The following is a 21,816-nucleotide window of genomic DNA, read 5'->3' as shown; positions in this document are numbered from 1 at the left end:
ACGGCGTCGCAGGTCAGGCGCGACTGTCTGCTACGCCGACCCGCGCACCACCAGCTCGGTCGGCAGGATCGTCATCTTCTCCGGCTCTCCGCCGGCGAGACGCGACAGCAGCACGGCGGCCATGGTCTCTCCCTGCAGATACATCGGCTGACGCATCGTCGTCAGCGGTGGGTCGGTCGACAGCGCCACGGCGGAATCATCGAACCCCAGCAGGGCGACGTCTTCCGGCACCCGCAGCCCGACCGAACGCATAGCGTTCAGCGCACCGCGCGCCATGAGGTCGCTCGCGACGAAGATCGCGTCCGGCATGCCGACCGAGAGGATGCGGCGAACCGCCTCCGCACCGCTTGCCTCACCGTAATCGCCCTCTTCCTCCGCGAACGGCGTGAGTCCAGCACCCGACAACGCATCACGAAAACCCTGCACGCGATCGACCGAAGCGAGCATGCTCAACGGACCGGAGATCGTCGCGATGCGGGTGCGACCGATGTCGATGAGATGCTGCGTCGCTGAGCGAGCGGCAGCGACGTTGTCGACGTCGACCACGTAGTCGCTCAGCCGCTGGCGCAGCGGACGCCCGCCCCAGACGACGGGCACAGCATCGGCTATGCGATCGATGAACGCGTCACTCGTGTGATGCGAGACGATCAGCGCGCCGTCCACGCCGCCGTTGCGCACGAAGCTCGTCATCTTGTCGCCGGGGTCGTCGCTGGCGATCAGCAGGTTGAGGAGGTAGTCGGAGCCTCCGAGCGCACCGGTGATGCCAGCGACGATCGAGGCGAAGAAGGGGTCACCGAAGAAGCGCGTCGTGTCTTCGGGAACGATCAAGGCGATCGCGTGCGTCTGCTTCGAGGCCAGCGAGCGGGCAGCCCGATTCGGCACATAGTTGAGCTTCACGATCGCGGCCTGCACCGCTTCGAGCGCCTCAGGGCTGACGGCGGTCGACCCGTTGACCACGCGTGAAACAGTCGAACGTGATACGCCGGCGGTGGCAGCCACCTCTTCGATCGTCGCGCGTGTCATCGGCATCCTTCCTCGTTCGAATCGCGCAAAGTGCAGCTTTCGGCACTCGAATGCAGCACTTTGCGCGATTCGAATGCCGCCGGCACCCGCCTACAGTGCCCGCGAAGCGATGATGCGAGCGTACTCCCGGGCGCTGTCCTTGAGGCTGCGCTCCTGCGTGTCGTAGTCGACGCGGACGATGCCGAATCGCTTGTCGTATCCCCACGCCCACTCGAAGTTGTCGAACATCGACCAGTAGAAGTAGCCGCGCACATCGACTCCGGCATCCGCCGCATCCAGCACGGCATCGAGGTGCAGGCGCAGGAACTCGGTGCGATCCGCATCGTGCACGCGCGTCTCGCCGTCTTCCACGACCACGACGTCGTCATACGCTGCGCCGTTCTCGGTCATGTAGAGCACGGTGCCTGCCGGCTCGGCGTACTCGGTCCAGACTCGCTGCAGCAGGCGGGTCAGCCCTTCCGGCTGCACCTCCCAGTTCTGCGCCGTGCGAGGCAACCCGCGCTCGACGGAATGGATGCCGTTGCTCGACGGGTACGGACTGCGCGTCGCCCGTGCGGATCCGGGTCCGCCCGACACCGGCCGCTCGGCCGGGACCGTGCCGGAGAGCAGGTCGCCGTGGTAGTAGTTCACGCCCTGCGTATCGATCTTCTGCCCGATCATCGCCAGGTCGCCGTCGTGGATCGCGGCCTCGAATCGGGCGACAGCATCCGCATCGACCGCACGGACGTCCTCGACGATGTCCGCCGGATACTCCCCTCGATAGATCGGATCGAGAAACCAGCGATTGAACTGCCCGTCCACTCGCCGGGCGGCGTCGACATCCGCCGGATTCTGGGGGTCGGCCGGATCGGCGACCGTGTGGTTCAGCGTTATGCCGAGGTTCAGCGCAGCGTCGCGTCCGCGCAGTTCCTGCACGGTGCGGCCGTGCGCAAGCAGCAGATGATGCGAGGCGAGCAACCCCTCCGCAACACTCGTGTGACCCGGCGCGTGCTCACCGCCCGTGTAGGAGAGGAACGACGAGCACCACGGCTCGTTCAGCGTCGTCCACACATTCACCCGATCGCCGAGCGCGTCGTGCATGGTGCCTGCGTACTCGAGGAAGCGATCGACGGTGTCGCGGTCGGTCCATCCGCCGTTCTCCTGAAGCGCCTGCGGCATATCCCAGTGGTACAGCGTGAGCCACGGCAGGATGTCGGCACCGAGCAGCTCGTCGACGAGTCGACTGTAGAAGTCGACACCGGCCTGGTTCACTGCGCCGCCGTCGGGGCGCACCCGCGACCACGAGGTCGAGAAGCGGTATGTCTGCAGTCCGAGCTCGGTCATGAGCGCGACGTCTTCGGGGTAGCGGTGATAGTGGTCGCAGGCCATATCGCCGTTGTCGCCGCCGACGACCGCGCCTGGCACCCTGGCGAACGCATCCCAGATGGAATCCGTGCGACCGTCCTCGTGCGCCGCACCCTCGATCTGATATGCGGCGGTGGCCGCTCCGAACAGGAAGTTCTCGGGGAAGGGGCGGGTCATAGAGGTCATCCTTTCACCGCGCCGGCCATGATTCCACTGACGAGCTGCTTGCCCGCGACAGCGAAGAGGATCAGCAGCGGCAGCGTCGCGAGCACCGCGCCGGTGAGCACGATCGAGTAATCGACGTAGTACCCGGACTGCAGCTGGCTCAGCGCCGTCTGCAGCGTCGGGTTCTGGGGAGAGAGCACGATCAGCGGCCACAGATAGTCGGTCCACGCCGTCATGAAGGTGAACAGGCCGAGAATCGCCATGGCCGGTCGCGCGGCGGGGATGCCGACGGTGAGGAACGTGCGGAACTGGTTGGCGCCATCCATGCGCGCCGCCTCGATGAGCTCATCGGGGATGACGTCGACGAGGTACTGGCGCATGAAGAACACGCCGAACGCCGTGACGAGCGTCGGGATGATCACTGCGCCGATGGAGCCGGTCCAGCCGAGCTCGCGCATCACCATGAACAACGGGATGATGCCGAGCTGCGTCGGGATCGCCATGGTCGCGATCACGAAGATCATCAACCCCTCGCGGCCCTTGAAGCGCAGCTTCGCGAAGGCATAGCCGGCGAGGGTCGAGAAGGTCACGACCGAGAGGGTGATGATCGTCGACACGAGGAGCGAGTTGCCGAGTGCGAGCCAGAACGGGATGGCGTCGAGCACCTTCGCGGCATTCACGAAGAAGTTTCCGCCCGGGATCATGGGCAGCGTCTCGCCGCGAGTCGAGTTCGTGCCGCTCGCGACGACGACCGACCACCACAGCGGGTAGATGCTGCCGATGATGAAGGCCGCCAGCAGCCCGTAGGTGAGGAATCCCGGTCTGCTGCCGATACCCGCGTTGCCGCCGGTGCTTCGACGCCTGCGGATCTTCTCGGGCACGCTGAGTGCCTGGGTGGCGGTCATCGCGTCTTCTCCTGGCTGGCGGTGCGGGCGTCGGTGGCGGTGCCGGCGCTGCTGGCGGTGTTGCGGGCGTCCGTGGCGATGCGGGCGCGGCGGCGCGCAGCGCGATCGGCCTTCGGTGCGGATCCGGTGGCGATCCGGCGGGAGAGCAGGAAATTGATCACGCCGATGCCGACGATGAGCAGGAACAGCAGGATGGCGACGGCGGATGCTTCGCCGAGGTTCCGCCGGAAGAACGCGAGTTCCCAGAGGAACAGCACCGTGGTCTGGAACTGCCGGTCGCTGCCGCCGATGCCGCCGGCCGTCGACACGTCGAACAGCCGCGGTTCGGCGAAGATCTGCAGCCCGCCGATCGTCGCGGTGATGATCACGAAGATCAGCGTCGGACGGATCGTGGGGATCGTGATGGAGAAGAAACGCCGAGCAGGCCCAGCACCGTCGATCGCGGCGGACTCGTAGAGATCACGCGGTACGGCCTGCATCGCGGCGAGCAGGATGAGCGCGTTGTAGCCGGTCCAGCGGAAGTTCACCATGACGGCGATCGCGATATGCGAGAGGAACGTGTCGTGCTTCCACTCCTGATCGACGATGCCGATCAGATTGAGCAGGTTGTTGGCGAGGCCGTCGGCCTCGTTGAAGATGCTGGAGAAGATGATGGCGACGGCGACCGGGGTGACCACGAACGGGATGAGCACGCTCATGCGCCAGATGGTGGGAGCGCGCAGCCCGCGATCGAGCAGGTAGGCGACCAGTAGGGCGACGGCCAACTGCGGGATCGCGGAGAGCAGGAAGATGCTCAGGGTGTTGAAGATCGAGTTCCAGAACATCGCGTCGCCGAGGATCTCGACGAAGTTGCCGACGCCGACGAAGTCGCCCTCGCCCTTCAGCAGATCCCACTCGTGCACGGCCACGTACACCGTGTAGATCAGCGGGAAGAGCCCGACGATACCGAACAGCAGGAAGAACGGCGCGACATACGCGTACGGCGAGGCATTCTGATCGAACCGCGAGAGGCGGTGGCGCCAGGAGGGCCTCGGCACGGCATCCGGCTGCTTTGCGGATGCTGCGTCTCGGCGCTCCTTGGGCGGAGCGGTGAGAGTCATCTGTTCATTCCTGTCTGGCGCAGTGGTGACTCGACAGGCTCAGAGACCGGGTGAGGGTCCCTGAGCCTGTCGAAGGGGTGAGCTTGTCGAAGAGGCGTCAGCCGACGAGGTCGTTCAGCAGCTGGAGCGCCTGGTCCCAGGCACCCTTCGTGTCGGTCTCACCGCGGTCGAGGCTGCTCAGCGCCGGGCCGAACACGTTCTCCTGGATCACCGAGTCATCGGCGCCCTTGAACTGCGCGACGACACCCTTCGCTCGCTCGGCGAGGATGGCACCGGTGGGCGCATCGTTGAAGAACTCGTTCGGCGTGGCAGCAGCGGCGAGCTCCTCCTGGGCCCCGGTGGTCGACGGGAAGTTGCCCGCGGCCTCAGACTGCTTGACCTGCTGCTCCGGCTGCGTCAACCAATCGGCGAGAGCCGCTGCGGCTTCCTTGTTCTCAGAGCTCTCCGGCACGGAGAGGAAGGCGCCGCCCCAGTTGGCCGCGCCGCCGGGGAAGACATCGGCAAAGTCCCAGCCCGTCGTCGCGTCGCCGCCGCCTGCTTCGACCTGACCCTGCACGACGCCCAGCATCCAGCCGGGGCAGACGAAGGTCGCGAAGGTGCCGTCGACGAACGACTTGCCGCCGTTCCAATCCCATGCTGCCTGCGCAGCGGACTGGCCACCCTCGGTCGCTGCGCCCAGCAGCTCGAAGCGCTCCTTGAGTTCCGCATTGCCCTCGACGTTCAGCTCGCCGTCGGCGGTGTAGTAGCCCTCGTCGAGCTGGTTGACCATCGAGTTCCAGACGAAGCCGGAGTGGTCGTACCAGGCCTTGCCGGTCTTCGCCGTGTAGTCGGCGCCGACGGCGAAGTAGTTCTCCCAGTCGCCGGTCAGCAGTTCGGCGACCGACTCGCGATCGCTGGGCAGGCCGGCCGCTTCGAAAGCCGCGCCGTTGTAGCAGATTCCGCTCGGACCGATGTCGGTGCCGTAGCCGATCACGCGGCCTTCGGCGTCTGTTCCCTGGGCGTACTTCCAGTCGACCCAGTCGTCCTTGCGGTCCTCGATGCCGTAGTCACGGAGATCGACGAACGTGTCGGAGACGTCCATGATGGCACCGAGCCAGCCCTCTTCGATCGCGACGACGTCACTGAGGCCGGAACCTGCGGCGATCTTGGTGAAGGCATCGGTGCGGGCGTTGCCGCCGGTGTCGATGTTGGTCGCCTCGATGGTGACGTTCGGGTTCTCCTCCTCGTACTGCTCGTAGAGGTCTTCGTACCCGAAGGTGCCGAACGTGGTGACGGTCAGCGTGACCTTCTCATCGGCATCGCCACCGCCGGTCTCGGCGTTCGCGGCGCAGCCGGCGAGGGCCAGGGCGGAGACGGATGCTACGGCGACTGCCGTGGTGATCCGGCGCTGTGCGTGTGTGTTCACGATTCACTCCTTTGTGTGTGCAGGTTTTTCGTGCGGGTGGTGCTGCGGGGTTCCGGATGCGCGTGGGAGCGCTCCCATGAATTGTTGAGTCACTCTATGGGAGCGCTCCCACGCATGTCAAGCGCGCATTCATTCGGGCTTGTTGCGCCGCACGACTCCGGAGCTTTTCGCCGATTCCGGTCTCGATACCGCCGGAATCGTCCGATTAGGGCAAGTTCTCCGCAGTTGTGCGGGCGGGTAGCCTTGGGCGGTGCCCTCCGCCGAACTCTCCGCTGCTCTCGCCCGCGCCGAATCGCTGATCCGCAGCATCCCGGACTACCCGGAACCGGGCATCCTGTTCCGCGACATCACGCCGCTGCTCGCAGATGCGGAGGCGCTGCGCACGACCACAGAGGCGATCATCGAGCCCTTCACGGGCCAGTTCGATGTGATCGCCGGGATCGAGGCACGAGGATTCCTCATCGCCAGCGCTGCGGCGATCGCCGCAGGCGTCGGACTGATCCCGATCCGCAAAGCCGGCAAGCTGCCGCGCCCCGCAGCATCCGTCGACTACGCCCTCGAGTACGGCACCGCAACGATCGAGATGCACGACGACCTGCCGGCCGGCTCACGAGTGCTCCTGATCGACGATGTGCTCGCGACCGGCGGCACACTCGCGGCAGGGCGTCAACTGATCGAGCGGCTCGGATCGCACGTCGCCGGCATCTCGGTGCTGTTCGAGATCGACGGCCTCGGCGGCCGCGACCTCATCGGCGATCTGCACACGGTCTTCCACTCGGCCTGAGGCCCGAGCGCTACGCTCCGGATGCGGCCGGAGGCTTCGCGAGGTCGGGCGGTGCGACACCACGATCGATCGCAGAACGGATGGATGCCGCCGCGTGCGCGAGGCTGCTGACCGCAACGAGCTGTCGAGCGCGAGCGTGGACGGCGAGCAGCATCCTCCGGGCGATCTCGTCCCGGGAACCATCCGGCCGGAGGGCCGCTATGTTACGACCGGCGAGCGGCTCTAGCGCGTCGGCGTAGTCCATGAGCTCGTCGACGTCGTAGTCCAGACCGACAGCCGATGCCTCCGCCAGCGCCAGCGCGAGGCCCTGCTCGGCCGCGCCGGGGTAGCCGCGCCAGTCACGACGCCGCATCAGCTCGTGGGAGCGCTCACGGAAGACATCGTGGTCAGGATCGAACGCGACACCGTCGGAGATTCCGAGCGCGAACGCCTGGCACGCGTTCATCACTTCGAGGGTTGGCACGTCAGAGTCGATCACATCGGTGAGCGATCTGATCGCTGCGGTGGAGGCGTTGTACGAGTCGCGCAGCACGACGATCAGCCGCGCCCTGTCGACGTGTTCCTGCTCGTACACTGCCGTCGTGCGGTTGCGCAATCGCCCAGCGGGCAGGATGCCCACGCGGATCCAGTGCTTCAGAGTCGTCGTGCTGACTCCGCTCTCAGTCGCGAGCTCGTTGAGCCTCATGCGTTCTTCCCCCTTGAAGTCGACCATTGGAGAGCGGCAAGCCCTGCAACTCTCCACGGTGCGGCTTCTGTGCGATGACTCTAACCTGCTTCTGGAGGGACTTTGTCGCCGCTGGGGATCCGCGGGCGGGAGCTTCGATGAGTAAGGGGACTCCTCGACTTGCCCGGGCGGTTGCACCGAGGGGGGTGCGTCATCCGCCCGGGCACTCTCGCCGCACAGCTGCAGACCGCGCGAGTTCTCCGAGCATCGGGGAGCCGCCACCCGGACGCTAGACTGAGATCGCCCGCCTTCCCGCGACTTCCGGAGCCTTCAATGCCCACCATCGTCGTCGACGTCATGCCCAAGTCCGAACTGCTCGACCCGCAGGGGAAGGCCGTCTCCGGCGCTTTCGCACGCCTGGGCGTGGAGGGCTTCAGCGATGTGCGCATCGGCAAGCGCTTCGAACTCACGGTCGACGGCGAAGTGACGGATGCAGTGCTCGCCGAGGTCAAGAAGCTCGCCGACGATGTGCTCTCCAACGCGGTCATCGAAGACGTCGTCGGCATCGAGGTGGTCGAGTGACCGTCCGCATCGGCGTCATCACCTGGCCGGGCTCGCTGGACGACCGCGACGCGCAGCGCGCGATCCGCATCGCCGGCGCCGAGCCCGTCGCCCTGTGGCACGGCTCGCACGACCTTGAGGACGTCGACGCCCTCGTGCTCCCCGGCGGCTTCAGCTACGGCGACTACCTGCGCTCCGGTGCGATCGCCGCGCTCTCGCCGATCATGACCGAGGTGAAGACCGCTGCCGCATCGGGCATGCCGATCCTCGGCATCTGCAACGGCTTTCAGATGCTCGTCGAGGCGCACCTGCTGCCGGGCGGCCTGATCCGCAATCATCACCAGCACTTCGTGCGCCGCGACCAGAAGCTCACCGTCGAGAACACGACTTCGGCGTGGACGAGCGAATTCACCGCCGGCGAGGAGATCGTCATCCCGCTGAAGAACGCCGAGGGCGGCTACATCGCCTCGGAGGAGACGCTGGATCGCATCGAGGGTGAAGGCCTCGTCGCGTTCCGCTACGCCGGCGTGAACCCGAACGGATCGCTGCGCGACATCGCCGGCCTCACGAACGAAGCAGGAAACGTCGTCGGCCTCATGCCGCACCCGGAACACGCCACCGAGGCGGGTTTCGGTCCGAACACCGCGGACGCCATGCGCTCCGGCACCGACGGACTCGCGTTCTTCACGAGCGCGATCGCCGCCGTCAGCCGCGTCGCCGCGTAGCCTGCCAGACGACCCAGCCCACCGGTTCCACGGATCAGTCGCACGGGCCGGGCACACCTGCACGATCTGACGGGCGAATAGGTCGTGCATCCGTTCCCGGGTCGTGCATCCGTACCTGCTTCAGCCGGCGGACCCGCGCGATCAGACGCCGAGTTCGGCTGTGATGCCGGTGAGGTGCGCGGCGAACGCCTCGTCGTGGATGAGATCATCCTCCGTGAGCACCGGGTATGGACGCTCGAGCATGCCGTCGCCGGGGCGAACGTCCAGATGCGCCGTGTCGAATCCCTCCGCGTGGAGCTGATCGGCCATCAGGTAGTCGCTGCGTGAGTCGCCGACGCTGAGCCAGCGGCGCGGCATCGGTCCGTGCGCGCGGAAGTGCTCCAGCGCGCGCTGCGCGGCATGATCCTTGTCGAGCCGAATCGACTCGATGTCGGTGGAGATCACCGTCGGGTCGATCCGGAACGGCACGGCACCGTCCGCGTCGGCAACGGACTGCTCTGCATAGCGCAACCCCACTCCCTGCGCGGTCAGGATACGGAAGGCCTCGTCCTGGAGCTCCTGCTGCGCCGGTCGGTAGTCCTCGGTTCCGACATCCGTGCGCTGCTCCACGGAGATCATCGCTCGCTTGGTCTCATCGAAGAACATCGTGTCGGCGAAACGCCGTTCGACCAGATCGCGGATCGCATCGACAGCATCCGCGCCGAGCGCCACCGTCTGATCGATCGTGGGCTCGCTCATGCCGTCCGCGTCGATCGTCGACCACGCGCCGCCCTTCTCGAACACACCGAACATGCGCGCACCCGGCTTGAGCAGGGCATCGCGCAGCCCGACATCCTGCAGTGCCGGGATCACCACGTCGGCGATGAACTCGTGCGAGCGTCCGGTGATGAACGCGATCGGCACACCGGCCGCGACGAGGTCCACGAGGTCGCGGGCGATCGATCCGATCGCAATCGTGCGGGTGACGGGGCTGGCGACCGGGCCGTCGACGTCGAGCAGGAGACCGAGATCAGGAGGATTCACCCTCCCAGCCTAGGCATTCGGCCGGCGCTCTCACGCCAGGTGCGGGTCAGATCCCTGCCGGCGGCCAGACGCCGATCAGCACTGCCATGATCACGAGAGTGACCAGCTCATGCGCGATATTCATCGTGGTGAGTGCCGTCGGTCGCCCCTCGAAGGCGTCATGGGTGATGAACCGTGCGGCGGTGAATCCGGCCCACAGCAGGATCGCCGTCACGACGGCTGCGACGAAGAACGATCCCTCGTAGAAGTGCCAGGCGATCGCGGATGCTCCGGCCAGCACCCACGCCGTCACGAAGCTCACGATCACCGTGGTGACGATCGGCCACACTGCGCTCTTCGCAGAGCCGCTCATGTCGACGTTCGCGAGCTTCGCCCAGCGGGTGCCCAACACCTTCGGGGCGTACCAGACAGACCCGACGATCATGCTCGAGATCATGGCCAGCAGCACGGCCCAATAGTTGATCTCCGGAATCATGTTGTCCTCCTCCTCAACGCATGGCTCTACGAGTGCAAGGCGACGCTCGCATGTGTGCTGGCTTCAGTATGTCGCTCAGCCCCGGCTCTCCGGCCCGGCCACGCGGAGCGAATAGATGTGCGTTTGCCGCTTGCCGGTTGCGCACCACCCTGCAATGATTGGCGAGCGACGCCGCTAGAGGGCGTAGTCGGCCCGACCATTCCGTGGGAAGCGGTCGCCGTCCGAAGGGAACATTGTGGGGCGCACAGTCGCGGACATCCTCGTCATCGCAGACGACCTCACCGGCGCGGCCGAGGCCGCGGCTGCATTGGTCGGCCCAAACGGCGGTCATGCCGTGCCGGTACATCTCCTGCGGGAAGGAGATGACGCGCTCGAATTTGATCATTCCCGACCCGTTGTAATCGATACCAATTCGAGAAACGCGCGGGCTGATCACCTCTCCACGCTCCTTGCCCCTGCGGCAACGCTCGTCAAGGACTGCGCCGTTGTGATCAAGAAAATCGATTCCCTGCTGCGAGGCGACATCGCCGCGGAGGTCGAGTTGCTGCGCCCTTCCGGACGTCGGGCTGTGATCGCCCCCGCCCTCCCCTCCGCGGGACGAGTCATGCGCGACGGCCAGATGTTCATCGCTGGCGTTCCACTGGTCGAGACCGCAGCATGGGTTTTCGAGCAAGAAACGGCGCCGCGTCGCTTGTCGAAATCGTTTTCCACGCAAGAAGTCACCTCGCTCGGTTTGGACATCGTCCGTTCCGGGGAGACGACGCTGAAGAAGGCCATCACGACATCCCCCAACGACATCATCGTCTGCGACGCCGAAACAGACGACGATCTGCACCGCATCGCCGCCGCAGCATTGCATTCCGGCGAACTGTCGCCATTGCTGGTCGGTTCCTCCGCCCTGGTGACTGCCGTCGCCCGCTGCCTCGACTCCATACCCCCGCAGGCCGAGAGCGCTGAGTTGCGCAGGACGAACGTTGCCTTCGTCGTCGGCACTGCCGAACCGTCAGCCCATCGGCAACTCGCTGTTTTGGAGATGCGCGGGTGCGTAACTCTGAGGCTCGATCCCACCGCACTACTCGACGACAGACTCGGCGTCGAGCAGCGCGGCCCCATGACCAAAGTGCTGAGCGCGCCACTCTCGGCGATTGCGATCGATCCGCTCATTCGTGTCGACCGCGATCGCAGAGCACACCTCGCCACCGCGCTGGGGAGGGTTCTTGAGCAGGCGATACAACCGGACACGGTGTTCACGCTCACTGGTGGACAGACCTCGCGCGCCATTCTGGACGTCTGGCGGACGCGCACGTTCAATGTGCATCGCATGGTGAGCGCAGACGCAGCCTGGGGCTTGACCGACGCGGGAATCTCCGTGATCACAAGACCTGGCAGCTTCGGTGACGATGACGGATTTCTCCGCATTCTCACAGAAATCGAAGATCAAGGAAAAGGTTGAAGATATGACAGAGAAACTCGATCCGTCCTTCCCGGCGGACGACGCGCCGTTCGACTCGGCCCCGGACAGACTGCCCGTCATCGCCACGACCATGGGAGATGGGGCAGGCGTCGGACCCGAGGTCACCGTTGCAGCGCTGCTCGCGCCCGTTGTCCTGGAGCGCTCGCGTCCGATCGCGATCGGCGACACGCGTCGTCTTGAGCAAGCTGCAGCATGCTTGGGGTTGACGGCGGAAATCGTTTCCATTTCGCGTGTGAGCGACGCCTTATTCACTCCCGGACGGATCAACGTGATCGATCTCGGCCTCCTTCCAGAGGACCTTTCGTGGGGCGTGCTCTCGCCAATCGCGGGGGATGCTGCCTTCCAGTACGTGCGCGTGGCGAGTGAGCTGGCGATGTCGGGAGAGGTAGACGCTATTTGCACCGCACCACTCAACAAGGAGGCGCTGCATGCGGCCGGGCACATGTATCCAGGCCATACCGAACTGCTCGCAAGTCTTACTGGGACCGAAGAGGTGTCCATGTTGCTTTCAACCCCTCAGATCAAAGTGATCCACGTCACGACGCACATCGGTCTCCTCGACGCGATCGCCAAGATCGAACCGGGGCTTGTAGAGCGCACTGTGCGCCGAGGTATCACCGCCATAAGAGGATCGGGCATTCGACACCCCCGTGTCGGAGTCTGCGCTATCAACCCGCATGCGGGGGAGAACGGTCTCTTCGGCTATGGCGAGGAGGAGTCAAAGATAGCGCCGGCGATCCGCAGGTTGCAGGCCGAGGGCCTCGATGTGCAGGGGCCACTCCCCGCGGACACGGCGTTCTTCTTAGGCGGAAGAGGCGATTATGACCTCATCGTGGCGATGTACCACGACCAAGGGCACGGTCCGGTGAAGGTGCTCGGCATCGAGGCGGGGACGAACATCACCGTCGGATTGCCGGTCATCCGCACATCCGTCGATCACGGCACTGCATTCGACATCGCAGGCAAAGGCGTGGTCGACGTCCGAAGCATGATCGAGGCGCTAAGGCAGGCGGCCGAGTTGTCGCGGGCCCGCTCCCGCGCCGCTTGATCCCCTCCATCGAGTAAAGGAAGCCCATGACAATCGACGCATCCACCGCACCGCTGGTCCTCGGGACCATGACCTTCGGCGACACCACAGACGAGAAGACGGCGGGAGAGATCATCGCCGGCGCGATCGACTCCGGCATCACCTGGATCGACACCGCCAACGCCTATGCCACCGGCGAGTCCGAGATGATCCTGGGACGCGCGCTCAAGGGCCGCGACCGCATCGTGCTGGCGACGAAGGTCGGCCAGTCCCACCCCGAAGTCGGCGCTGAGTCGCTGCTACGCCCCGACCTGGTGCGCACCGCCGTGGAGGGGAGCCTGCGGCGACTGCAACGGGAGCACGTCGAGCTGTTGTACCTGCACGCACCGGACCGGGCCACCCCCATCGCCGACACTCTGGCCGAATTCGCCGAACTCGCCAAGGAAGGCAAGATCGGCGCGATCGGCATCTCCAACTATTCGGCCTGGCAGACGGCGGAGGTGGTCGCCACGGCGCGCGAGGTCGGTGCCCCGCCGGTGGTCGTCGGCCAGCAGATGTACAACCTCGTCGCTCGTCGGGTCGAGGAGGAGTACGAGGAGTATGCGCGGGTCACCGATCTTCCGACGATGATCTACAACCCGCTCGCCGGCGGACTGCTCACCGGGCGCTATCGCTTCGACGCCGAGGCATCCGACGGGCGATTCTCCAGTGCCAGGAACGCGAAGCAGTACCGCGACCGCTACTGGGATGCGCAGCTCTTCGGCGCCGTGGAGAAGCTCACCGCCATCGCCGAGGGCGCGGGGCTGTCGCTCCTGGAACTCGCCCTGCGCTGGAGCATCTCGCGTCCACTGACCGATTCCGTGCTCCTGGGCGGCTCCAGGACTAAGCAGGTGATGGAGAACATCGCCCTGCTCGCCAAGGGTCCGCTCGACGCCGACGTCGTACTCGCGGCGAACGCCGTCGGCGACGACCTCCGCGGCCCGATGCCCGCCTACAACCGCTGAAACCCGCGAAACCCGCAAGCACCCAGACATCTGACCGAGACCGAAAGAGACTTCCGATGACGCAAGCAGCACCTTTCCCCGATTCCCGCACCGCCGTCGTGACCGGAGCCGCCTCCCCCCGGGGCATCGGGCGCGTGACCGCCCGCCGGTTGGCATCCGAGGGGTGGGCCGTGGCGATCGTCGACCTGGATGCCGATCTCTCCCGCGAGGCCGCTGAATCGCTGAACGCGGAGTTCGGAGTACCCGCGCTCGGGGTCGCGGCCTCGGTGGCGGACGAGGAGCAGATACGTGGCGCCTTCGATCTGATCGAGGCCGAGCTCCCGCAAATCGTCGGCCTGGTCAACATCGCCGGGGTGAGCTCGCCCACTCCGTTCCTCGAGCTGACCACCGCCGAGTGGGATCAAGTGTTCGACGTCAACCTACGCGGCGCGTACCTGGCCACCCGGCGAGCTGCCGAGACGATGGTGAACAACTCCGTCGGCCGGGTCGTCTCACTGGCGTCGATCTCCGCCGAGCGTGGTGGCGGGACGTTCTCCAAAGTCCCGTACTCGGCCAGCAAGGCGGGGATCATCGGCTTCTCCCGCGCAGTCGCCCGTGAGCTGTCTCCTCTGGGCGTGACCGTCAACGCGATCTCACCCGGCCCCATCGACACCGACATCATGGGCGGCACTCTCACCGAGGAGCGCAAGAACGACCTGAGCCGCGACGTGCTGGTCGGAAGGGTTGGCCGCCCCGACGAGGTCGCTGCCCTCATCGCCTTCCTCATGCGAGAGGAAGCCGGATACATCACGGGCGTCAACTACGACATCAACGGCGGGCTGCACTTCTCATGAATGGGGTGCGGGGCGAGGCGCGGAACGAAGCACGCCGAGCGGTGGCTATCCTGCTCGACGACGACCTGACCAGCACCCGCGCGGTGGTCACGAAGGGCGAAATCGACACGCCAGCGACCCTCCGAAACGTACTTCGGATCGTGGGACGTGCAGAAGACGAGGAAGGCGCATCATGACCTCTATCGCAGTGGTGGGACCCGGGGCCGTCGGCTCCACGGTCGCCGCCTGGCTGGTCCAGGACGAGCGGCTCGACGTGGTGGTCTGCACCCGGAGTCCGCGGCAGGGGCTGCGGGTCGATTCGCCGTCCGGGATGCTGGAGGTCGATCCGCCGGTCCTGACCGATCCGGCGGCGGCTAAGCCCGTCGACTGGGTCCTCTTCGCGGTGAAGGCCTACGACACCGACGCGGCCTCGGCGTGGCTCGAGGGTCTCGTCGGTCCGTCCACCCGAGTGGCGGTGCTGCAGAACGGCGTCGAACAGGTCGCTCGACTGCTCCCCTATCTCCCGCTCGAACAGATCGTCCCCGTGGTCGTCGACATCCCCGCGGAGCGCCTTCCCGACGGCGTCGTCCGCCAGGGCAAGCCAGGGACCCTCATCGTGCCGAGCGGCCCCGACGGCGACGAGTTCGTCGACCTCTTCGCCGGCTCGCCTATCGACCTATCTGTGACCGCCGACTTCGTCACGACGGCATGGACGAAACTGTGCCTCAACTCGGCAGGTGCAGTCTGCGCCGCACTGCGCCAGCCGTCGGGCATCGCGCATCAGGAACCGGTCGCGGAACTCATCCGAGGCGTCGTCGCCGAGACGGTGCTCGTCGGACGTGCCGAGGGCGCGATCCTGAGCGACGATCTGCCGGATATCGTGGTGGACCGGATGCGCCAGAACCCGCCGCTGTTCCTCAACTCGCTCGTCGCCGATCGGCTGGCGGGCAGGCGCACGGAAGTCGAAGCCCGCAACGGCGCCGTAGTGCGCGGGGGCAGAGCCCGCGGCATCCCCACTCCGATGAACGCCATGCTCACGGTGCTCGTCGGCGCCGCAGCCGTCGAGGGCTTCCCCGAGTCCTGAGCTGAGCCTGCTCCCGCATGACAGACCCACACGAACACCGAGAATCGGAGAACGCACGCATGAAGATCGTCATCGGCTCGTACGGCACACCGCCGCGGCCGCTCGCGTCAGAGGAAGAGTTCGAGCTGCTGACGTCGGGGGCACTCGCCCTCGACGAGGTCGATGGGCTGGAAGTGCCATACTTCGGCGGTTCCTCGCCCTGGCAGAACCCGGCCTACCTCGCCCGCAGCGCGGGCAGCCATGTGCTGACCACCATTCCCGCGATGATGGCCGACCTGCCGAAGCGTCCAGCGCTGGGCCTGGCCTCCGTCGATGACGACTCCCGGCGCGAGGCCGTCGCCCTCATCCGGAGCGCGCGCGAGTTCGTCGAGCAGGTGAACTCCTCCGACGGCAGATCCATCGATGCCGTGCAGCTGCACAGCGCCCCGGGACGCCACCTCTCGTCGGCGGATGCCTTCGCCCGCTCCCTCGAGGAGATCCGCTCCTGGGATTGGAAGGGTGCCGAGCTCGCGATCGAGCACTGCGACGCCGACACCGGCCTTCACAAACCCTCGAAGGGCTTCCTCTCCCTCGAGCAGGAGCTCGCCATCGCTACGTCGCAGGGCATCGGGATCGTCATCAATTGGGGACGCTCGGCGATCGAGACCCGCGACGCCGAGGGTCCCGCCACCCATATCGCCGCCGCCGTCTCCGCCGGGGCGCTCACCGGGTTGATCCTCTCCGGCTGCGCGTCCGTCGAGAGCGCCTACGGGGCGGCCTTCGACGACCGGCACGTGCCGATTCGCGGGTGGGGCGCAGGTCCGCTCTCGGATGCCGCGGATGCCAGCATCCTCACGATCGAGCAGGCACAGCGCTGCGTCGCCCTCGCGCTGCAGGCGCCGCAGCTGCGCTTTCTCGGCGTGAAGGTGAAGGCACCGGCGATCGCCGGTCCGTCGGAATGGCTCGATGTCGTCGGCGGCAACCTGCGTGTTCTTACCGAGGCCGCCCGGACATCGACCTCCGCGATCCTCTGAGCCCGTTATATACCGGAGACGGCCCCGACATGCTGAGCGAGGAAGGCGTCCACAGCGGTACGCAGCTTCTCCCCGCAATCCTGCAGCGTGCCGGGATCGAGCAGCGAACCCGAGATGCTGACGGTGTAGATGTCGCCTTCAACGGACATCGCCGATCCAACGCATCCGAATCCGAGGTGGTATTCCTCGCGCTCCACGCTGAAGCGCCGATCGCGGGTGGCGTCGAGATCGACCAAGAGGGCGTCGAGGCTCGTGAGCGTGCGCGGGGTGCAGGCGCGCAGCTCTGTGCCGGCCAGTTCCTCCAGCAGGGGCGGACCGCCGAGCGCCAGTGCGGCCTTGCCCCCCGCCGTCGCGTGCAGGGGCATCCGCGTGCCGACTGCCGAGTAGCCGACAGTGGGCGCGGGCGGATCGACCTTGTCCACGATGGTGACCATGCCCGTGCGGACCATGCCGATATGCGCGGTGGCGTGGAACTCCGAGACCAGCGGGCGCACGAGCGGGCGAAGCGCCTGGACGATGTCGATGGATGCGACGGCGGCCTGGCCGAGCTCGACCAGGCGGGTGCCCAGAACGTACTCCATGTCGGAGGGCGAGCGCCGGACGAGTCCGTGCCGTTCGAGCACGCGCAGGGCGCGCAGGACGGTGCTGGGATTGGCCTCAAGCTTCTCGCTGAGCTCGGCGAGGCGCATCCGCGGCCGTACGGCGAGGATCGACAGCACGGTGAGCGCCCGATCGACGCTGCTGAGTTCGTACGTTCCGCTATTCGCCGGCATTCTTCGTCTCCCCTGTCACCCGGTGGAGGTTGTGACCACCCCCCCGCGCCGTTATAGAATTCAGTATACGTAATGGCATTGCGCTATATGAAATTTTCGTCAACGTCGTCGGAAGGACCGGATCCCCGGTGAGCAACAAGCTGAGCACGAGTGAACTCGAAGACAAGGCGGTGGAGATCCGCCGTTCCATCGTCCAGATGCTGGAGAAGGCGGGCAGCGGGCACAGCGCGGGGCCGCTGGGCATGGCCGACATCCTCACCGCGCTGTACTTCCGCATCCTGAAGCACGATCCGACCGATCCCGAGTGGGACGGGCGCGACATCTTCCTGTTGAGCAACGGGCATACCGCGCCGGTGCTGTACGCGGCGATGGCGCACTCCGGATACTTCCCGCTGGAGGAGCTCGACACCCTCCGCCGCTACGGCTCCCGTCTGCAGGGGCACCCGGAACGGGTCTCGCTCCCGGGGCTGGAGAACACCAGCGGACCGCTCGGCAGCGGGCTCTCGCAGGCGGCCGGGTTCGCCTACGTGCTGCAGCACATCGATCCGGATCCGCAGCGGTTCGTGTATGTGATGATGGGCGACGGCGAGCTGAACGAAGGCAACATCTGGGAGGCCGCGATGTTCGCCGGCAAGTACCGGCTGAAGCAGTTGATCGGGTTCGTCGACCGCAACAACATCCAGATCGACGGCGCCACCGAGGACGTCATGCCGCTGGAGGACCTCCGTGGCAAGTGGGAGTCGTTCGGCTGGCACGTCCTCGAGGTCGACGGCCACAACATGCAGGCGATCCTGGATGCCGTGAGCACCGCCAAGGCCGTCACTTACCGGCCCACCGTGATCATCGCGCACACCATCCCCGGCAAGGGTGTGCCGTTCATGGAGTACGACTATCGCTGGCACGGGAAAGCACCGGACGGCGCGCAGCTGGAGCAGGCGCTGAATGCCCTCGCCCTCACCACCCCGAAGGGAAGCCCCTCGTGAGCGACTACCCGCTGAACGAATCCATCCACTCGCCCGATGTCGAGCGCGAGCCGATCAGGGCTGGCTTCGGCCGCGGCCTGCTCGAAGCGGGCCGTAACGACGAGCGCATCGTCGCCCTCTGCGCCGACCTCACCGACAGCACCCAGATGAGCCTGTTCCAGGACGAGTTCCCCGGCCGCTTCATCGAGGTGGGCGTCGCCGAGCAGAACCTCGTCACCGTCGCCAGCGGGATGGCGCTGGCGGGGAAGATCCCATTCACCAGCAGCTACGCGGCCTTCAGCCCCGGACGCAACTGGGAGCAGATCAAGACGACGGCCGCGCTGAACGACCAGCCGGTGAAGGTGATCGGCTCGCACGCCGGTCTCAACGTCGGCCCCGACGGGGCGACGCATCAGATGCTGGAGGACATCGCGCTCATGCGGGTCATGCCCAACATCGTCGTCATCGCCCCGGGAGATAGCATCGAGGCGGAGAAGGCCACGATCGCCCTCGCGGCGAACGGGCAGCCGACGTACCTGCGCCTCGCCCGTGACAAAACGCCGATCTTCAGCACCGCGGAGTCGCCGTTCGAGATCGGCCGCGCCTATGTGCTGCGGGAGGGATCGGATGTGACACTGGCCGGCACGGGGACGATGACGTATGAGCTGCTCATCGCCGCCGAGGCGTTGAGCTCTCGCGGGATCGACGCCGAGGTGCTGCACGTGCCCACTATCAAGCCCCTCGACGAGGAGACGATCCTCACCAGCATCCGCAAGACAGGGCGCATCGTCACCGCGGAGGAGGCCCAGATCGCCGGCGGTTTCGGCGGCGCTGTCGCGGAGCTGCTGGGAACTCGCCTCCCCCGGCCGCTACTGCGCCTCGGCGTCGAGGACCGCTACGGCGAGAGCGGCGCCCCCACCGAACTGCTCGATGCCTTCGGGCTGACTGGCGCGCACATCACGGATGCCGTGCAACAGTTCGCCGGCCGCTCCTTCGACTAACCGATCCGCTCCGTTCTGAAAGGACCACATGTCTGAGGAGTACATCTCGCAGCTGTTCATCGACGGGGAGTGGCGCGACGGCGACCACGGCGAGAGCTTCGCCGTGGTCGATCCGTCCGACTTCTCGGAGCTCGCCCGCTTCGCCATCGCGAGCGAGGGCGACTGCCTGGCAGCGGTGGATGCCGCCGATCGGGCGTTCGCGGGCTGGTCGCGAACGGCGCCGCGCGATCGCAGCGAGCTCCTGCGCCGCGCCTTCGAGATCATGCGCGAGGAGCGGGAGGAGATCGCCGAGATCATCGTCCGCGAGAACGGCAAGTCCTTCGCGGACGCGCTGACCGAGGTCGACTACGCCAACGAGTTCTTCCGCTGGTTCTCCGAGGAGGCCGTGCGGGTACCGGGGGACTACCGGTTGTCGCCGCGGGGTGACAAGCGCATCATCGTGACGAGGGAGCCGATCGGCGTCGCGCTGCTGGTCACGCCATGGAACTTTCCCGCGGCCATGGCGACGCGCAAACTAGGTCCGGCGCTCGCCGCCGGCTGCACCGCCATTCTCAAGCCCGCCCGCGAAACGCCACTAACCGCGGCGCGCATCGTCGACATCCTCAATCGCGCCGGAGTGCCCAAGGGCGTCGTGAACCTGGTCACGCCCGTGCCGACCGGCCCCGCCGTGAGCGTGATGATGCGACAGCGGGCGGTACGCAAGCTCTCCTTCACCGGATCGACCGAGGTCGGGCGGCTCCTGCTGCATGAGGCCGCTGACTCCATCATCAGCTCGTCGATGGAGCTCGGCGGGAACGCTCCGCTCCTTGTGCTCGAGGGCGCCGATTTGGACAGTGCGGTCGCGGGAGCCGTCCAGGCCAAGATGCGCAACGGCGGATCGGCCTGCACCGCGGCCAACCGCTTCTACGTGCACCGTTCGCTACACGACGAGTTCGTGGAGTTGCTGAGCGGCGCCCTCGACGAGTACCGCGTCGGCCCCGGCATCGATCGGGACAATGCTCTGGGGGCCCTCGTCTCTCGCGGCGAGCGTGACAAGGTCGCGGACCTGGTCACGCGGGCTGCCGCGGAAGGCGCACAGGTGGTGCGCGGGGGCGGCGCACGTGAGGACGGGGCGTTCTACGAACCGACCGTGCTCGTCGACGTGGCCCACGGCAGTGAGATCAACCGCACGGAGATCTTCGGGCCGGTCGCCGCCGTCGTGGCCTTCGATGATGTCGACGACGCCATCCGCATGGCGAACGACACCGAGTACGGCCTGATCGCCTACGTCTTCGGCGCCGAGGAGCAGGCGATGAGCGTGGCCCATCGCCTGGAGGCGGGGATGGTCGGTGTGAACCGCGGCGTGCTCAGCGACCCCGCGGCGCCCTTCGGCGGCGTGAAGCAGAGCGGTCTCGGCCGCGAGGGCGGTTCCGAGGGCATCCTGGAGTTCATGGAGGAGAAGTACATCGGTCTCTCGATCTGACCCGGTGCGGCAGCGAAGCAGGAGGTGCGTCGATGACGCAGAACGTGCGATGGGGCATCATCGGCTGCGGTGATGTTACCGAGGTGAAGAGCGGCCCGGCGCTACAGAAGGCGAAGGGGTCGGAGCTCGTCGCCGTGATGCGGCGGACGGCGTCTCTCGCCGAGGACTACGCGCGGCGCCACGGGGTGCCGCGTTGGCATGACGATGCGGATGCGATCCTGCTAGCCGCCGACATCGATGCGGTGTACATCGCTACGCATCCCGCATCTCATCACGAGTACGCCCTCCGGGCCGCCGAGGCAGGCAAGGCCGTGTACGTCGAGAAGCCGATGGCGCGCAGCGCCCAGGAGTGCCGTGAGATGCAGGATGCCTGCGACCGTGCCGGTGTTCCGCTGTGGGTGGCGTACTACCGGCGCGCGCTCCCTCGATTCCTGCGGGTCAAGGAGCTGATCGACGAGGGTGCGATCGGCGATATCCGCGCGGTGGAGTCGCGCCGGTTCCAGGAGGCGCGACCGGATGCGTGGCAGAATACTCCTGGCCTCTCCGGAGGCGGCTACTTCTTCGACGCCACCTGTCATGCGATCGACTTCCTGCACTTCCTCTTCGGGCCGATGGATGAGGTGCGCGGATTCGCCTCGTCCCACGGCAACCTAGGACCGCTGGAGGACACTGTCTCGGCCTCGTACCGCTTCGCGAACGGCGTTGTCGGCAGCGGGACCTGGTGCTTCAACGCGGATGCCGAGGAGGACGTCACAACAGTCATCGGCTCGGCGGGAACGGTGAGCTTTTCGGTCTCGTCCCACGACGCCGTGCGGGTCACGCGCGGCGGCGAGAAGCAGGAACTGTGGATCGAAGACCCGCCGCACGCGCACCAGCCCCTCGTGCAGACGATCATCGACGAGCTCGCCGGCAGAGGGGAATGCCCGAGCACCGGTCGCTCGGCGCTCGGGACGGCAGAGGTCATAGACGTCATCCTCAAGGATGTCGTGCGGCGGTAGCCCGATCAGGTTTCCTGCAGGAATAGCCGAAG

Annotated in this window: 22 protein-coding genes; 13 read left to right on the top strand and 9 right to left on the bottom strand. The window is 66.6% G+C overall.

Annotation, left to right across the window (positions count from 1 at the left end; all coding sequences use genetic code 11):
- Window positions 1-30: 30 nt before the first annotated feature.
- From HDC95_RS08400 to HDC95_RS08380, 5 genes are all read right to left on the bottom strand, one after another.
- Window positions 31-1,029: a LacI family DNA-binding transcriptional regulator gene (locus tag HDC95_RS08400; protein WP_259062939.1), complete on the bottom strand. Its 999-nt coding sequence runs from the start codon at window positions 1,027-1,029 to the stop codon at window positions 31-33.
- An 84-nt stretch (window positions 1,030-1,113) separates the two neighbouring features.
- On the bottom strand, window positions 1,114-2,544 hold the full coding sequence (locus HDC95_RS08395; protein ID WP_259062938.1) for a GH1 family beta-glucosidase: 1,431 nt from the start codon (window positions 2,542-2,544) through the stop codon (window positions 1,114-1,116).
- Between the two features lie 5 nt (window positions 2,545-2,549).
- On the bottom strand, window positions 2,550-3,437 hold the full coding sequence (locus HDC95_RS08390; RefSeq protein WP_259062937.1) for a carbohydrate ABC transporter permease: 888 nt from the start codon (window positions 3,435-3,437) through the stop codon (window positions 2,550-2,552).
- Window positions 3,434-4,537 carry a carbohydrate ABC transporter permease gene (locus tag HDC95_RS08385; RefSeq protein ID WP_259062936.1) on the bottom strand — a complete coding sequence of 368 codons (1,104 nt, stop codon included), beginning with the start codon at window positions 4,535-4,537 and terminating at the stop codon, window positions 3,434-3,436. Before HDC95_RS08385 ends, HDC95_RS08390 begins: the two co-directional genes overlap by 4 nt.
- 97 nt (window positions 4,538-4,634) lie before the next feature.
- Entirely contained in the window at window positions 4,635-5,942 is a 1,308-nt protein-coding gene (locus HDC95_RS08380; RefSeq protein WP_259062935.1) for an ABC transporter substrate-binding protein, read from the bottom strand.
- 250 nt (window positions 5,943-6,192) lie between these two features.
- On the opposite strand from HDC95_RS08380, the gene HDC95_RS08375 reads away from it, so the two are divergent.
- Window positions 6,193-6,726, top strand: a complete 534-nt coding sequence (locus HDC95_RS08375; protein WP_259062934.1) for an adenine phosphoribosyltransferase — start codon at window positions 6,193-6,195, stop codon at window positions 6,724-6,726.
- Between the two features lie 10 nt (window positions 6,727-6,736).
- Here HDC95_RS08375 and HDC95_RS08370 read toward each other — a convergent pair whose 3' ends face one another.
- Window positions 6,737-7,411 (bottom strand): MerR family transcriptional regulator, encoded by a 675-nt coding sequence (locus tag HDC95_RS08370; protein WP_259062933.1) that lies wholly within the window; start codon window positions 7,409-7,411, stop codon window positions 6,737-6,739.
- Between the two features lie 312 nt (window positions 7,412-7,723).
- On the opposite strand from HDC95_RS08370, the gene purS reads away from it, so the two are divergent.
- Together purS and purQ are read left to right on the top strand one after the other, a co-directional pair.
- Entirely contained in the window at window positions 7,724-7,972 is a 249-nt protein-coding gene (gene purS, locus HDC95_RS08365) for a phosphoribosylformylglycinamidine synthase subunit PurS (RefSeq protein WP_033105327.1), read from the top strand.
- Window positions 7,969-8,676: a phosphoribosylformylglycinamidine synthase subunit PurQ gene (gene purQ, locus HDC95_RS08360; protein WP_259062932.1), complete on the top strand. Its 708-nt coding sequence runs from the start codon at window positions 7,969-7,971 to the stop codon at window positions 8,674-8,676. The genes purS and purQ overlap by 4 nt, the downstream gene beginning before the upstream one ends.
- Before the next feature lie 141 nt (window positions 8,677-8,817).
- On the opposite strand, the gene HDC95_RS08355 is transcribed toward purQ, so the two are convergent.
- Window positions 8,818-9,699, bottom strand: a complete 882-nt coding sequence (locus tag HDC95_RS08355) for a hypothetical protein (RefSeq protein WP_259062931.1) — start codon at window positions 9,697-9,699, stop codon at window positions 8,818-8,820.
- 46 nt (window positions 9,700-9,745) lie between these two features.
- Entirely contained in the window at window positions 9,746-10,174 is a 429-nt protein-coding gene (locus HDC95_RS08350) for a DUF1761 domain-containing protein (protein ID WP_259062930.1), read from the bottom strand.
- 235 nt (window positions 10,175-10,409) lie between these two features.
- On the opposite strand from HDC95_RS08350, the gene HDC95_RS08345 reads away from it, so the two are divergent.
- The 6 genes from HDC95_RS08345 to HDC95_RS08320 all read left to right on the top strand — a co-directional run bounded on the left by HDC95_RS08345 (window position 10,410) and on the right by HDC95_RS08320 (window position 16,588).
- Window positions 10,410-11,627, top strand: coding sequence for a four-carbon acid sugar kinase family protein (locus HDC95_RS08345; protein ID WP_259062929.1), 1,218 nt, complete (start codon window positions 10,410-10,412; stop codon window positions 11,625-11,627).
- Window positions 11,575-12,696 (top strand): 4-hydroxythreonine-4-phosphate dehydrogenase PdxA, encoded by a 1,122-nt coding sequence (gene pdxA / locus HDC95_RS08340; RefSeq protein ID WP_259062928.1) that lies wholly within the window; start codon window positions 11,575-11,577, stop codon window positions 12,694-12,696. The genes HDC95_RS08345 and pdxA overlap by 53 nt, the downstream gene beginning before the upstream one ends.
- A gap of 26 nt (window positions 12,697-12,722) precedes the next feature.
- Window positions 12,723-13,679: an aldo/keto reductase gene (locus HDC95_RS08335; RefSeq protein ID WP_259062927.1), complete on the top strand. Its 957-nt coding sequence runs from the start codon at window positions 12,723-12,725 to the stop codon at window positions 13,677-13,679.
- A gap of 56 nt (window positions 13,680-13,735) precedes the next feature.
- Window positions 13,736-14,512 (top strand): SDR family NAD(P)-dependent oxidoreductase, encoded by a 777-nt coding sequence (locus HDC95_RS08330; RefSeq protein WP_259062926.1) that lies wholly within the window; start codon window positions 13,736-13,738, stop codon window positions 14,510-14,512.
- Between the two features lie 172 nt (window positions 14,513-14,684).
- A complete protein-coding gene (locus HDC95_RS08325) occupies window positions 14,685-15,575 on the top strand; it encodes a 2-dehydropantoate 2-reductase (RefSeq protein WP_259062925.1) in 891 nt (296 codons plus the stop codon).
- Window positions 15,576-15,634: 59 nt separating this feature from the next.
- Entirely contained in the window at window positions 15,635-16,588 is a 954-nt protein-coding gene (locus HDC95_RS08320) for a DUF4862 family protein (protein ID WP_259062924.1), read from the top strand.
- Window positions 16,589-16,593: 5 nt separating this feature from the next.
- Here the strand turns inward: HDC95_RS08320 and HDC95_RS08315 are convergent, their stop codons facing one another.
- Window positions 16,594-17,361, bottom strand: coding sequence for an IclR family transcriptional regulator (locus HDC95_RS08315; protein WP_259062922.1), 768 nt, complete (start codon window positions 17,359-17,361; stop codon window positions 16,594-16,596).
- A gap of 128 nt (window positions 17,362-17,489) precedes the next feature.
- Here HDC95_RS08315 and HDC95_RS08310 point away from each other — a divergent pair, with 128 nt between their 5' ends.
- The 4 genes from HDC95_RS08310 to HDC95_RS08295 are packed head-to-tail and all read left to right on the top strand — an operon-like array spanning window position 17,490 to window position 21,784.
- Complete coding sequence (locus HDC95_RS08310) at window positions 17,490-18,344, top strand: transketolase (protein ID WP_259062921.1); 855 nt, start codon at window positions 17,490-17,492, stop codon at window positions 18,342-18,344.
- Window positions 18,341-19,324 carry a transketolase family protein gene (locus HDC95_RS08305; protein ID WP_259062919.1) on the top strand — a complete coding sequence of 328 codons (984 nt, stop codon included), beginning with the start codon at window positions 18,341-18,343 and terminating at the stop codon, window positions 19,322-19,324. The genes HDC95_RS08310 and HDC95_RS08305 overlap by 4 nt, the downstream gene beginning before the upstream one ends.
- Before the next feature lie 28 nt (window positions 19,325-19,352).
- The gene (locus tag HDC95_RS08300; RefSeq protein WP_259062918.1) at window positions 19,353-20,786 is read left to right on the top strand and encodes an NAD-dependent succinate-semialdehyde dehydrogenase; all 1,434 of its coding nucleotides are present in this window, start codon (window positions 19,353-19,355) and stop codon (window positions 20,784-20,786) included.
- Window positions 20,787-20,818: 32 nt separating this feature from the next.
- Window positions 20,819-21,784: a Gfo/Idh/MocA family protein gene (locus tag HDC95_RS08295; protein ID WP_259062916.1), complete on the top strand. Its 966-nt coding sequence runs from the start codon at window positions 20,819-20,821 to the stop codon at window positions 21,782-21,784.
- Window positions 21,785-21,816: the final 32 nt, after the last annotated feature.

The sequence above is a fragment of the Microbacterium sp. AK031 genome, from assembly GCF_024807145.1.
Lineage (GTDB): Bacteria > Actinomycetota > Actinomycetes > Actinomycetales > Microbacteriaceae > Microbacterium.
Note: the sequence above shows the minus strand (reverse complement) of the source record. Positions and strands in the feature narration are given on the sequence as shown.